Annotated in this window: 13 protein-coding genes and 1 riboswitch; of the genes, 12 read left to right on the top strand and 1 reads right to left on the bottom strand. The window is 40.9% G+C overall.

Features of this window, described 5'->3' with window-relative positions:
* Window positions 1-11: 11 nt before the first annotated feature.
* From ACIQXU_RS02480 to ACIQXU_RS02450, 7 genes are all read left to right on the top strand, one after another.
* Window positions 12-599 (top strand): fatty acid metabolism transcriptional regulator FadR, encoded by a 588-nt coding sequence (locus ACIQXU_RS02480; RefSeq protein WP_402874515.1) that lies wholly within the window; start codon window positions 12-14, stop codon window positions 597-599.
* A 111-nt stretch (window positions 600-710) separates the two neighbouring features.
* Complete coding sequence (locus ACIQXU_RS02475) at window positions 711-1,484, top strand: enoyl-CoA hydratase (protein ID WP_402958095.1); 774 nt, start codon at window positions 711-713, stop codon at window positions 1,482-1,484.
* Window positions 1,485-1,626: 142 nt separating this feature from the next.
* Window positions 1,627-2,400 carry an electron transfer flavoprotein subunit beta/FixA family protein gene (locus ACIQXU_RS02470; RefSeq protein ID WP_402874521.1) on the top strand — a complete coding sequence of 258 codons (774 nt, stop codon included), beginning with the start codon at window positions 1,627-1,629 and terminating at the stop codon, window positions 2,398-2,400.
* Between the two features lie 67 nt (window positions 2,401-2,467).
* Window positions 2,468-3,445, top strand: a complete 978-nt coding sequence (locus tag ACIQXU_RS02465) for an electron transfer flavoprotein subunit alpha/FixB family protein (protein WP_402874524.1) — start codon at window positions 2,468-2,470, stop codon at window positions 3,443-3,445.
* Between the two features lie 207 nt (window positions 3,446-3,652).
* Complete coding sequence (trxA, locus tag ACIQXU_RS02460) at window positions 3,653-3,967, top strand: thioredoxin (protein ID WP_402874527.1); 315 nt, start codon at window positions 3,653-3,655, stop codon at window positions 3,965-3,967.
* A gap of 99 nt (window positions 3,968-4,066) precedes the next feature.
* Window positions 4,067-5,839, top strand: coding sequence for an excinuclease ABC subunit UvrC (gene uvrC / locus ACIQXU_RS02455; protein ID WP_402874530.1), 1,773 nt, complete (start codon window positions 4,067-4,069; stop codon window positions 5,837-5,839).
* Window positions 5,840-5,900: 61 nt separating this feature from the next.
* Window positions 5,901-6,078: riboswitch (Lysine riboswitch) on the top strand.
* 87 nt (window positions 6,079-6,165) lie between these two features.
* Complete coding sequence (locus ACIQXU_RS02450) at window positions 6,166-7,398, top strand: aspartate kinase (protein ID WP_402986529.1); 1,233 nt, start codon at window positions 6,166-6,168, stop codon at window positions 7,396-7,398.
* A gap of 107 nt (window positions 7,399-7,505) precedes the next feature.
* Here the strand turns inward: ACIQXU_RS02450 and ACIQXU_RS02445 are convergent, their stop codons facing one another.
* On the bottom strand, window positions 7,506-7,856 hold the full coding sequence (locus ACIQXU_RS02445) for a DUF3899 domain-containing protein (RefSeq protein ID WP_402958097.1): 351 nt from the start codon (window positions 7,854-7,856) through the stop codon (window positions 7,506-7,508).
* Window positions 7,857-8,153: 297 nt separating this feature from the next.
* Between ACIQXU_RS02445 and ACIQXU_RS02440 the strand changes: the two genes are divergently transcribed.
* The 5 genes from ACIQXU_RS02440 to ACIQXU_RS02420 all read left to right on the top strand — a co-directional run bounded on the left by ACIQXU_RS02440 (window position 8,154) and on the right by ACIQXU_RS02420 (window position 13,899).
* On the top strand, window positions 8,154-9,830 hold the full coding sequence (locus tag ACIQXU_RS02440) for a peptide ABC transporter substrate-binding protein (protein ID WP_402958099.1): 1,677 nt from the start codon (window positions 8,154-8,156) through the stop codon (window positions 9,828-9,830).
* Window positions 9,831-9,939: 109 nt separating this feature from the next.
* Window positions 9,940-10,869, top strand: a complete 930-nt coding sequence (gene opp3b / locus ACIQXU_RS02435; protein WP_402874541.1) for an oligopeptide ABC transporter permease — start codon at window positions 9,940-9,942, stop codon at window positions 10,867-10,869.
* Window positions 10,869-11,897, top strand: a complete 1,029-nt coding sequence (opp3C, locus tag ACIQXU_RS02430) for an oligopeptide ABC transporter permease (RefSeq protein ID WP_402874544.1) — start codon at window positions 10,869-10,871, stop codon at window positions 11,895-11,897. The genes opp3b and opp3C overlap by 1 nt, the downstream gene beginning before the upstream one ends.
* Window positions 11,898-11,914: 17 nt before the next feature.
* A complete protein-coding gene (locus ACIQXU_RS02425; protein ID WP_402986527.1) occupies window positions 11,915-12,958 on the top strand; it encodes an ABC transporter ATP-binding protein in 1,044 nt (347 codons plus the stop codon).
* Complete coding sequence (locus tag ACIQXU_RS02420; protein ID WP_402986524.1) at window positions 12,958-13,899, top strand: ABC transporter ATP-binding protein; 942 nt, start codon at window positions 12,958-12,960, stop codon at window positions 13,897-13,899. Before ACIQXU_RS02425 ends, ACIQXU_RS02420 begins: the two co-directional genes overlap by 1 nt.
* Window positions 13,900-14,018: the final 119 nt, after the last annotated feature.

Here is a 14,018-nt window from a genome sequence, read left to right as displayed (position 1 = left end):
GGGGACATCCAGTGAAACGCAACAAACCAAAGTATAACCAAATTATTGATGCAGCTGTTATCGTCATCGCACAAAATGGTTATTACCAAGCGCAAGTATCAAAAATTGCCAAGCAAGCAGGCGTGGCAGATGGTACTATATATCTTTATTTTAAGAATAAAGAAGATATTTTAATATCATTATTTCATGAAAAAATGGGCTACTTTGTAGAACAAATTGAAGAAGAATTAAAGGGTAAGACATCAGTTTCAGAAAAACTGTTCCTATTAATTCAAAAACATTTTCAAATCCTTTCAGAAGACGTGAATTTAGCAATTGTCACTCAATTGGAATTAAGACAGTCAAACAAAGAATTACGACTTAGGATTAATGAAGTATTAAAAGGATATTTAAATGTAATTGATCAAATCATTACCGATGGGAAAGAAAATGGTGAATTCCTGCCTGATTTAAATAACTTACTCGCAAGGCAAATGATTTTTGGAACGATTGATGAAACAGCAACAACTTGGGTGATGAATGAACAAAAATATTCACTTGCTGACCTTGCGTCAGATGTTCATCGCCTTCTACTCGGTGGTTGTGGCACGAAACGGTAAAGACAAAATAGAGGATGGCCAGAACCATCCTCTAGCCATTTGGCTACCTGCCTTTTACCGAAGTACATAAAGAATTTTCAAAAAAGTTTGACTATGATGGGGGAGATCAATATGGAATACCTTACACTCGCAATCGAAGATCGCGTTGCTATTATATCGATAAACCATGCACCTGCTAACGCTCTTTCTTCCGCTATTGTGGAAGAATTATCACAGGCTTTCGATCAAATCGAAAGCAATGAAGAAGTGCGTGTGGTGTTACTCCATGGTGAGGGAAGGTTCTTCTCTGCTGGAGCGGATATTAAAGAATTCACTAGTGTGGAAAACGGTAAAGCCTTTGTGAAACTAGCCCAAAATGGTCAATCTGTGTTTGAGAGAATCGAATCGTTTTCAAAGCCGGTAATTGCAGCCATTCACGGAGCTGCTCTTGGCGGAGGACTGGAACTGGCCATGGCCTGTCACATTCGGTTAGTAACTGAACGTGCAAAATTAGGTTTGCCTGAGTTGCAACTTGGATTGATTCCTGGATATGCTGGTTCACAGCGCCTACCACGGTATGTTGGAACGGCAAAAGCTGCTGAAATGCTATTTACGAGTGAGCCAATAACGGGTCAACAAGCTGTACAGTGGGGATTGGCAAACCACGCTTACACTGATGAAGAATTATTGCCTAAAGCTAAGGAATTGGCCGCTAAGATTGTCAAGAAAAGCCCGCTAGCCTTGAAGTCCGCTATCGAACTATTGAATTATTCGAAGGGTGATTCCTACTATAAAGGTGTAGAAAAGGAAACCGTCCTATTCGGAGAAGCCTTTGACAGCGCTGATGCAAAAGAGGGAATCGATGCTTTTATAAATAAAAGGGAACCGGTATTTAAAGGAGAATGATCCTTAAGCCATCCTTTTGATTAGTAAATTTATTACTTATATTTAAAAAAAATGCAGGATTTTAAGGGATTCTGAAGAATACCATTATAAGTATGCCTAAAAAACACATCTTCAAAACTCAAATTATTCGGGAGGTATTATCGTGAACATTTATGTGCTACTGAAAAGAACATTTGATACAGAAGAAAAAATTACGCTTTCTAACGGGAAAATTAATGAGGATGGAGCAGAATTCATCATCAATCCATACGATGAGTATGCCGTAGAAGAAGCCATCCAAGTGCGTGATGCTCAAGGTGGAGAAGTAACGGTTATTTCCGTCGGTTCTGAAGAGGCTGAAAAACAATTGCGTACAGCGCTTGCTATGGGTGCTGACAAAGCTGTTCTAATAAATATCGAAGACGACATAGAAAATGGCGATCAATTCACGACTGCCAAAATTATTGGAGAGTACTTAAAAGATAAAGAAGCTGATCTGATCATTGCAGGTAACGTGGCCATTGATGGTGGATCTGGACAAGTAGGACCGCGTGTAGCAGAAATATTGGATATCCCTTATATCACAACCATTACGAAATTAAGCATTTCAGGTGGAAATGTAAGCGTTATCCGTGATGTAGAAGGGGATTCAGAAACAATCGAAGCCTCACTTCCACTGCTGGTAACGGCGCAGCAAGGTTTGAACGAGCCTCGTTATCCATCTTTACCGGGGATCATGAAAGCGAAGAAGAAACCGCTTGAAGAGTTGGAATTGGATGATTTGGATTTGGAAGAAGACGATGTCGAGGCAAAAACAAAAACGATTGAGATCTTCCTTCCAGCCAAAAAAGAAGCTGGTAAAGTATTGAATGGTGAAATTCCGAACCAAGTTAGCGAACTTGTTCAATTATTACGCAGTGAAGCAAAAGTAATCTAATAGAAGGATTTCTATTGAAAATAAAACACAACAAAAAGATAAAATAGAGCACAGGAGGTTTTTAAAAATGGCTAGAAAGTTTCTTGTATTGGGCGAAGTACGCGATGGTTCTCTTAGAAATGTATCGTTCGAAGCTATTGGAGCGGCTAAACTTGCTGCAGACGGCGGAGAAATCGTAGGTGTTTTAGTCGGTGACAGTGTTCAGTCTTTTGGGAGTGAATTGATTCAGTATGGTGCCGACCGAGTAGTAGTGGTTGAAAACGATCAATTAAAACAATATACATCAGATGGATATGCTCAAAGTTTACTAGCTATTATCGAGCAAGAAAAACCAGAAGGCATTTTCTTCGGTCATACGGCATTAGGGAAAGACTTGGCTCCTAAATTAGCTGGTAAGCTGGAATCAGGTTTGATTTCAGATGTGACGTCCATTGAAGAAGAAGGCGGAAATATTGTCTTCACTCGCCCGATATATTCAGGTAAAGCCTTTGAAAAGAAAATCGTCACAGACGGTATTGTATTCGCGACCATCCGTCCGAATAACATTGAACCTCTATCGAAAGATGAGTCCCGTTCTGGGGATGTATCTACATTAAATGTGGATATTAAAGATTTACGTACAATTATCAAGGATGTAGTAAGAAAGGCAAGTGAAGGGGTCGACCTTTCAGAAGCGAAAGTGGTCATCGCCGGTGGGCGAGGTGTGAAAAGTGAAGATGGTTTCGAACCTTTGAAAGAGCTTGCTGAAGTTCTTGGGGGAGCAGTCGGAGCCTCTCGTGGTGCGTGTGATGCTGATTATTGCGATTACTCTTTACAAATCGGACAAACGGGTAAAGTTGTTACGCCTGACCTTTATATTGCCTGCGGAATTTCCGGAGCCATCCAGCATTTAGCAGGGATGTCCAACTCCAAAATCATCGTAGCCATCAATAAAGATCCTGAAGCCAATATTTTCAATGTGGCCGATTACGGAATCGTCGGGGACTTATTCGAAGTTATCCCATTGTTAACGGAAGAATTCAAAAAGTTAAAGGTGAATGCTTGATTTGTAAGTTGATATAAAAGAAAAGGCGTCTGTCAGGGAATGAACTGGCAAGCGCCTTTTCTTTTTATGACAATCTATTAGGTTCTAGGCAGTATTTTTTCTCTGTTTATGGACATGCTACCATTGAAGCAAAATAATAGCATCTGTTCCTGTTACAATGTTATACTGTCTTTAGTTATTTGAGTACATTTTAGGAGGATAAAATATATGGCTATCGTAAATTCAACTGATCAAACATTCACAGCAGATACTAATGAAGGTGTCGTTCTTGTAGACTTTTGGGCTCCATGGTGTGGACCATGCAAAATGATCGCTCCTGTTCTTCACGAGTTAGATGAAGAAATTGGCGACAAAGCAAAAATCGTAAAAGTGGACGTTGATGAAAACCAAGAAACAGCTGGAAAATTCGGCGTTATGAGCATCCCTACTTTAATCGTTCTTAAAGACGGTGAAGTTGTGGATAAAGTGGTTGGATTCCAACCGAAGGAAGCTCTTGCTGAACTTCTTGCTAAACACGCTTAATTTGAATGAAGGAAGAGCTTCAGGTCTACGGACTTGAAGCTTTTTTTTGTATCTTGATATATAATTGATTGTAGAATGGGAGAACAGGAGGCTGAATGCATGAATCAACGGATAAAGAATAAACTTGCCCTTCTCCCTGATCAGCCTGGTTGTTATTTAATGAAGGATCGTCAGGGAACGATCATTTATGTTGGCAAGGCGAAAGTATTGAAAAACCGCGTCCGCTCATATTTCACGGGCTCACATGATGGGAAAACATTCAGGCTCGTAAATGAAATCGAGGATTTCGAGTATATCGTTACCTCCTCCAATATCGAGGCGCTTATTTTAGAACTGAATTTAATCAAAAAACACGATCCAAAATATAACGTCATGTTGAAGGATGACAAGACCTACCCATTCATCAAGTTGACGGCTGAAAAACACCCGCGTTTGATCATCACGAGAAAAGTCAAAAAAGATAAAGGGAAATACTTTGGTCCTTATCCCAATGCTTTTGCGGCCAATGAAACGAAAAAACTTCTGGATCGGATCTATCCATTAAGGAAATGTAATACGCTTCCAGACCGTGTCTGCCTATATTACCACCTTGGCCAGTGCTTGGCCCCTTGCGTTTATGATGTAGAGGAACGGGAATATAAGCAAATCGTCGATGATATTAACCGATTTTTAAATGGCGGTCATACCGAGATAAAGAAAGAACTCACGGAAAAAATGCTTGAAGCCTCTGAAATGCTCGATTTTGAACGGGCGAAGGAATATCGGGATAAAATTGCCCACATCGAGATTACAATGGAAAAACAGAAAATGATGACGACTGATTTCATTGACAGGGACGTATTCGGTTTTGCCTATGATAAAGGGTGGATGTGCGTACAAGTATTTTTTGTGCGACAAGGGAAACTGATTGAAAGAGATGTTTCGCTCTTTCCGGTCTACGATGAACCGGAACAGGAGCTTCTTACGTATCTCGGACAGTTTTATGAAAAGGCCAATCACTTTAAGCCAAAAGAGATATTGTTGCCGGAGTCTGTTGATGCCGAGCTGGCGGAGAGCTTGCTTGGTGTAAAAACGCTTCATCCGAAAAGGGGCGCGAAAAAGGATATGCTGCAATTGGCAAATAAAAACGCCTCCATCGCCCTTCAAGAGAAGTTCTCATTAATTGAACGGGATGAAGAAAGAACGATCAAGGCAGTGGAGAATTTAGGGGATAAGTTAGGCATCTACACTCCACATCGTATCGAGGCTTTTGATAACTCGAATATTCAAGGAAGTGATCCTGTATCCGCTTTGGTCGTTTTCATTGATGGCAAACCGGAAAAGCGGGAGTATCGAAAGTATAAAATTAAAACGGTGAAAGGGCCTGATGATTACGAATCGATGCGTGAAGTTGTCCGAAGAAGATATTCACGCGTTTTAAAAGATGGCCTTCCACTTCCTGACTTGATCATAATCGATGGAGGGAAAGGACATGTGGAGGCCGTTCGGGACATTTTGGAAAATGAACTCGGTCTGGATATTCCGCTTTCTGGCCTTATTAAGGATGAAAAACACAGGACATCCCAATTGATGATTGGAAATCCGCTCGAACTGATTCCACTTGATTCGCGAAGTCAGGAATTTTACTTGCTACAAAGAATCCAAGATGAAGTGCATCGGTTCGCGATTACCTTCCATCGCCAGCTTCGTGGGAAAAATGCCATTCATTCACTTCTGGATGATATTCCAGGTGTAGGTGAGAAAAGAAGAAAGCAGCTGTTACGGCATTTCGGGTCATTGAAAAAAATGAAAGAGGCCTCAGTTGAACAGATAATCGAAGCGGGAATGCCTAAAAATGTAGCGGATGGAATCTTTAGAAAATTACAAGAATGACCTTGCGAGTGTCTTTTTCCTATGCTATGCTTAAAAGGGATTTTTAAACAAGACAATTTAAAGTGCTGATAGAGGTGCGGAATTCAATAGTAAAAACCTAGAGAAGTATGAGCTTCAATGAAGGGTTTTGAAAGGGAATGACGCCGAAGGAAAACAAGACTCATACCTTGTTTTTCTGGTCTGACCATTTAAAAGATGGCAGATTGTCAGGGTTGATACCTTGGAGAGCTATTTCACTGTGATTACTGAACGGATACGTAACCACAGCAATGAGATATTCTCATTGCTTTTTTTATTGCCAAAAAAGATAGAGAGGGTGCATGAGAATGGCACTGATTGTACAAAAATTTGGCGGTACTTCTGTAGGGAGTGTCGAGAAAATCAAACATGTCGCTAATCGTGTAATCGAGGAAGCTGAAAAAGGTAATGACGTCGTTGTCGTTGTTTCGGCAATGGGGAAGACAACGGATGAATTGGTTTCCATGGCGAGAGATATTTCCGCATCCCCAAGTAAGAGGGAAATGGATATGTTATTGACGACCGGGGAACAAGTTACGATTGCCTTGTTAACGATGGCATTGGTGGAAAAGGGGCATGAAGCCGTATCCTTTACGGGCTGGCAGGCTGGGATGCAGACAGAGTCCGTTCACGGAAATGCGCGAATTTTAAATTTCGATGCTTCCAGAATTCAAGCGCAGTTGCAAGCAAAAAAGATCGTCATCGTTGCCGGTTTTCAAGGAATGGATGAACATGGGGAAATCACGACATTGGGTCGGGGCGGTTCCGATACAACGGCGGTTGCCATAGCCGCAGCACTACACGCAAACCGATGCGACATTTATACCGATGTAACCGGTGTTTTCACAACAGATCCACGCTACATAAAAAACGCCAGGAAATTAACATCCGTATCTTATGACGAAATGTTGGAGCTGGCCCATTTAGGGGCTGGGGTCCTGCACCCACGGGCCGTTGAATATGCAAAAAACTATCAAATCTCGCTTGAAGTCCGTTCAAGCTTAGAAAAAGAATCTGGGACCATCATTGAGGAGGAAGCGAATATGGAAGAGAATTTAATTGTACGGGGTATTGCTTTTGAGGATAGCATCACAAGAGTTACAGTGAACGGCTTGCCTCGATCACTTGGTGTATTATCCACGATTTTCACGACACTGGCGAAAAATCACATAAATGTAGATATCATCATCCAGAGCATGACATCAGAAGATACGACCAATCTCTCTTTCTCTATTAAAAGCGAAGATACAAAAGCAGCTTTAATGGTTCTTGAAAACAATAAAAGCCAGTTGGAATTTGATGGTATAGAAACGGAAGGCGAGTTGGCTAAAGTCTCTATCGTAGGTTCAGGAATGGTTTCCAATCCCGGAGTGGCCGCAGAGATGTTTGAAGTCATGGCGAATACAGGGATCCAAGTGAAAATGGTCAGCACTTCGGAAATCAAAGTTTCTACCGTCGTAAACGAAAAGGAAATGGTCAAAGCGGTCGAAGCGCTACACGAGGCATTCAAACTTGGACAGCACGCCAAAGTCCTTGCCTGATTGATTAAAACTGATGAAAAGATGTACCTAATGCTTTTATAAAGAAAAAGGGCACCTAAAAAAAGGTTGCCCTTTTTCGGTGCCCGGACTCTATGGAAAGATTAAGATTAAAGATAATAGACGGCTAGAGAGAGTAGCATGATACACAACATGATAAGGCCTAAGACCAGGGAAAAGGAAGAGGAAAGGGAGATGATATCGGAAAGTTTAGGGATGTCTTCTTTTTCCTCCCCTACATGCTGATTTTGTATTTGGAATACTCTCCGGAAACTATAAAAGACTACGTCGAAAAATCCTCGTTGGACGACGAAAGTAACCAATGCTAGAAGAATCAGTCCTCCACTGATGTAAAAGGTCATATTAATAAAATTCAATAGAGAGAGATCTTGATGGAATATAAGGGATAACAAAATGGATAGCACGATACCAAATCCCGTACCTATAAGTATTTTTTTCATTCTTTTTACCTCGATTTTCTTTTTATAAGTATATCAAAAACACTAAATAAACAAAAATGATTTTTTGAAATAGTATGAAAAAGCGATAGTAAAAAACATAATAGTATTCTAAAAAATCCGATAAAACGGCGTAAGCAGCACTTTAAAGCCTTAAAGTAGTAAAAACCTAGGTTTTCCTTGGTTTTTGAGTATTTTTAATTTTTTAGAAATAATTTATTATTCTAACTTATATACAAAATCAAAAAAATCAGTATAATGAAAATATGATTTTAAAATATAGAAAGAAGGTCAAAGTAGATGAAAAAGTCTAAAATCACAATCTTTGCTGGTCTTATGCTAGTTCTTAGCGTCATTCTAGCAGCATGTGGCGGCAATTCAGATAATTCTGAGAAGAAGTCAGATGGAACGAAATTAGCTGAAAAACAAGAGATTAGTATTATGAGTAAATCGGAAATCCCAGTCATGGATTCCGTTAAAACAACAGATACAGTAGGATTCAACTATTTGAACAACGTGAACGAAGGCTTATATACCATTGATAAGGACGGAGAGACAGTGCCGGCTCTTGTTGACGGAGAACCTGAAGTCAGTGAAGACGGAAAAACATATACGTTTAAATTAATAGATTCAAAGTGGTCGAACGGTGACCCAGTTACGGCAAATGATTTCGTTTTTGCTTTTAAACGGGCGATGGATCCTGAAGTAGCTTCTGAATATGGTCCATATATGATGAATGGCAAAATCGCAGGTGCAACAGAAATTACCAAGGCAGCTGCTGAAAAGAAAAAATACGATTTAGACAGCCTTGGTGTGCAAGCGGTTGACGACAAAACATTGGAAATTACGTTTGAAAAACCACTTGCATACTGGAAAGAGTATTTATCGTTTGCGACATTCTTCCCGCAAAACGAAAAGTTCGTTACAGAACAAGGTGACAAGTACGCTACAAGTGCAGAAACGCTCTTATACAATGGTCCCTTTGTCATGACTTCTTGGAATGGCCCAACTGCGACAGAATGGGAACTTCAAAAGAACAAGAATTACCGCGATGCAGATTCAGTTAAATTAGAGAAAATCACGGTCAATGTTTCAAAAGATAACAATGCGCAAGTTAATGCATTTGAAGCTGGTGAAGCAGACATTACGGATTTACTGACATCTGAACTGGTCCCACAATATGAAGGGGACGAGCGGTTACAAACCAACTTGGCACCAACGGTATTCTGGATGAAGATGAACCAGAAAAATGAAGCACTTAAGAATGTCAATATCCGCGAAGCGCTTGCAAAAGCTTTCAATAAAGAAGATCTTGCATCAAGCGTGTTGGGCGATGGTTCAGTAGCAGCCAACTACTTCGTGCCAAAAGATTTCGTTAGTTATGATGGAAAAGATTTCCGTTCGGCAAATGAAGATTTGATTACGTTTAACGCAAAAGAAGCAAAAGCTGCTTGGGAAAAAGGATTAAAAGAGTTGGGCGTGAAGGAACTTACCCTTCGATATATGGGGGATGAAACCGATTCTGCGAAAAAAATCGGTGAGTATATGAAGAACCAATTAGAGAAAAACCTTCCTGGTTTAACAATCAAAGTCGAAAGCGTTCCATTCTCGATTCGATTGGACCGTACGAAAAAAGGCGATTATGACTTGGTCGTATCAGGTTGGGGACCGGATTATAAAGATGCCATCTCATTTACCGATCTTTGGTTAACAGGTGGAACAAATAATGAAATGGACTATTCTAATCCAGAATACGATGCACTGATCAATAAAGCCACAAACGAATTGACGGACGATCCGGCAGCATATGCGAAAGCCATGCAAGATGCTGAAAAGCTTTTCTTGACTGAAGACTTCGGAATCGCACCAATTTACCAACGAGTAGAGAACATCCTAGTAAATCCTAAAGTCAAAGGAATTGTTAAGAGTGACTTAGGACCACATTATTACTACAAAGGCGTAACAGTAGTAGAATAAGCATCTTCTAAAACAAACTAGAAAAGAGAGTATATCACTAGTATATACTCTCTTTTCACTATAAAACTATTGTCGAAAAAGTGAGAATTTTATTTTGTGAGGTGTACAAATGGCCAGATATCTAACGCAACGGATTATATATATGTTAATTACTTTGTTTATCATCGCGAGCTTGACGTTCTTCCTCATGAAGTTGATCCCGGGCTCTCCATTTGCAAATGCAAGCAAGTTATCGGAGGCTCAATTCCAAATCATGGAGAACAAGTATGGATTGAATGAGCCGGTGCCTGTCCAGTATGGGAAATACATGCTGAACCTAGTACAGGGAGATTTGGGGGTTTCGTTTCAATTCAATAATACACCAGTTACGCAATTGCTGGGCGAAAGGATTCAGCCTTCCTTGGTATTAGGATTTCAAGCAATGTTTTTCGGAACGATTTTTGGGATTATTCTAGGTGTGATAGGAGCCCTCAAACAAAATACATGGGTCGATTATGGAACAACATTCATAGCGGTCTTGGGTAAATCGATACCAAGTTTCGTGTTTGCCGGTTTGCTGCAATATTATGTTGGAGTGAAGATGGGATGGCTGCCCGTCATGTTCTGGAAGGGTTGGGAGTATAGCATTATGCCAACGCTTGCCTTAGCAATGTTCCCTATAGCCACATCGGCACGTTTCATGAGGACGGAAATGATCGATGTACTCGGTTCGGATTATATCACCCTCGCTAAAGCGAAGGGGGCAAGTAATTTTGAAGTGGCGTTTAAACATGGACTGCGAAATGCTCTGATTCCTGTCATAACTGTACTCGGACCATTAACAGTGTCACTTATGACGGGTTCACTCGTCATTGAACAAATATTCGGTATACCTGGAATCGGGGAACAATTCGTTAAATCGATAACGGTGAATGATTACTCGGTAATCATGGGAACGACATTGCTGTTTTCATTCCTCTTTATCGTCATCGTTCTATTGGTTGACATTCTCTACGGTATTATCGATCCACGTATTAGGTTAGCAGGGGGGAAAAAATAATGGCAAACAAAATAGTGAGAATGTCAAAAAGTCAATTTGCGCCTGCCATTATGGACGCCACCATAAGCGAAGCGATCAATAAACCAAGTATAAGTTTCTGGCAGGATTCTTGGATGCGTATCCGTAAAAATAAAGCAGCCCTAGTCAGTATGGTTTTAATTGCTTTGGTCTTTATTTTTGCTTGGGTGGGTCCCCTTATTAGTGGACATGGATTAGATGAACAAGATTTAAAGAGAACCAATTTACCAGCGAAAATTCCAGGATTGGAAAATGTAAGTTGGCTTCCTTTTGATGGTACAAGGACAATGGCCAATGGTAATGTGGTGGATGTTTACGAACAAAAAAACATTGAAGAACATTACTGGTTCGGAACGGACGGACTTGGCCGGGATGTACTTACCCGAGTGGCCAAGGGGATTCAAATATCTTTGTATATCGCCTTTTTAGCGGCTTTGCTTGATATGCTTATCGGTGTAGCGTATGGAGCCATTTCCGGATATTACGGCGGGAAACTTGATAATGTCATGCAACGTATTGTCGAAGTCGTTTCAGGTGTCCCTAACCTAGTTGTGGTCATTTTGATGATCCTTGTTTTCGAGCCTGGGATCATGTCCATCACGATTGCCCTAGCCATTACGAGCTGGACAAGCATGTCCCGTGTCGTTCGTGCTCAGGTGATGAAATTAAAAGAACAAGAATTCGTCTTGGCTTCGCGGACATTGGGAAGCTCAAATTTCAAGATCATTTTAAAACATTTGCTACCAAACTTAGCGAGCGTCATCATCATCAATACAATGTTCACCATTCCGAGTGCGATATTCTTCGAAGCTTTCTTGAGTTTCATTGGACTGGGTCTACAATCACCACTCGCATCCCTTGGGACGTTGATCAACGATGGATTCAAAACGCTTAGACTATACCCACATCTGATGTTATTCCCAGCATTTTTCATCAGTCTGATCATGGTTTGCTTCAATATGATCGCCGATGGGCTTCGTGATGCATTGGATCCAAAAATGCGAGATTAAGAGAAGGAGGAAATGAAATGGAAAACTTATTGGAAGTGAAAGATTTACATGTATCGTTTCATACCTTTTCTGGTGAAGTCCAGGCAATTCGGGGTGTGAATTTTGAACTGAAAAAAGGGGAAACCTTGGCGATTGTAGGAGAATCCGGATCGGGTAAGTCCGTGACATCCAAATCAATCATGAGATTATTGCCAGCAAATAATTCAGAAATTAAAAGTGGTGAAATCCTTTTTGAAGGAAAGGATCTGGCCAAACTTTCTAATAAGGATATGCAAAAGGTCAGAGGTAAAGATATTTCGATGATTTTCCAAGATCCAATGACTTCATTGAACCCAACAATCAAGGTGGGCAAACAGATAATGGAGCCCATTTTAAAGCATCAAAACGTCAGTAAGGCGGCGGCGAAGTTACGTTCAATCGAACTATTGGAACTTGTGGGAATTCCTAATGCTAAGCAACGTTTCGAACAATATCCCCACCAATTTTCGGGAGGAATGAGACAACGTGTGGTCATCGCGATAGCTTTGGCGTGTAACCCCAAAGTATTGATTGCGGATGAGCCTACGACTGCATTGGATGTGACCATTCAAGCTCAAATTCTTGAATTGATGAAGGATTTACAAAAGAAAATAGAAACATCGATTATCTTCATCACCCATGATCTGGGAGTGGTTGCGAACATAGCGGATCGTGTAGCTGTGATGTATGCAGGGAAAATCGTTGAAATAGGTACGGCGGATGAAATCTTTTATAATCCGCAGCACCCTTATACATGGGGACTTATCAGTTCCATGCCTAGCCTCGAAGATACGGGGGAACATGAATTGTACACGATCCCGGGCACTCCGCCCAATTTGCTGAATCCGCCAAAAGGTGACGCGTTTGCTCCGAGAAATGAATATGCAATGCAGATTGATTTAGAACAACAGCCACCCGTATTCAAAGTATCCGAAACGCATTATGCAGCCACATGGCTTTTACATCCGGATGCACCTGAGGTGACACCGCCTCTAGCTGTACAAAAACGCATGAAGCAGTTCGTTCAGGGGGTCGCTAAATAATGGAACAACGTGAAAAACTCGTGGAAGTCAAACATTTAAAACAATACTTCAATAACGGAAAGCCTAATATGGTGAAAGCAATCGATGATATTTCTTTTGATATTTATCAAGGGGAAACGCTTGGGTTTGTTGGGGAGTCAGGTTGCGGTAAATCGACAACAGGACGTACAATCATTCGCCTGTATGATGCAACCGATGGCGAGGTGCTTTTCAAAGGGGAAAATGTCCATGGAAAGAAATCGAGGAAAAAATTGAAAGATATGAACAGAAAGATGCAAATGATTTTTCAAGATCCATATGCATCCTTGAATCCTAAAATGAAGATTGCCGATATTATCGCAGAAGGCATCGATAACCATGGGCTGGCTAAGACAAAAGAAGAGCGCATGGAACGGGTTTACCATTTACTCGAAACAGTCGGGCTAAATCGCGAACATGCAAATCGGTATCCGCACGAATTCTCAGGGGGACAGCGCCAGCGAATTGGAATTGCGCGGGCACTTGCCGTGGAACCGGAATTCATCATCGCGGATGAACCAATTTCAGCACTGGACGTGTCCATTCAGGCACAGGTAGTCAATCTGTTGAAAAAGCTTCAAAAAGAAAAAAACTTAACATATTTATTCATTGCCCATGATTTATCGATGGTCAAGTATATCAGTGACAGAATCGGCGTCATGTACTTTGGGAAGTTAGTGGAGCTTGCACCAAGTGAAGAGCTTTATAACAACCCGATACATCCGTACACACAATCCCTGTTATCTGCGATTCCGCTTCCGGATCCAGAATTGGAACGGACTAGGCAACGGAAGGGCTATAATCCCGCTACACATGCTTATACGGCGGATGAGGAAGTCAAAATGCGAGAAGTGAAACCAGGACACTTCGTGTTATGTTCAGAACGAGAATTCCTTCAATTTCAAAGTAATGGTGTTAAATGATTATCGGTCATGAAAAAAAGGAGTCCGATAACCTGAGTCCGAGAGTGAGGGGGACTCAGGTTATTTGACTCCTTTTGTTTAAATTAGGGTACAATCTATCCAAAAAAAGATTACTTTCT

This window comes from Peribacillus sp. NPDC097284 (genome assembly GCF_044761765.1).
In the GTDB taxonomy this organism is placed as follows: Bacteria; Bacillota; Bacilli; order Bacillales; family DSM-1321; genus Peribacillus.
Note: the sequence above shows the minus strand (reverse complement) of the source record. Positions and strands in the feature narration are given on the sequence as shown.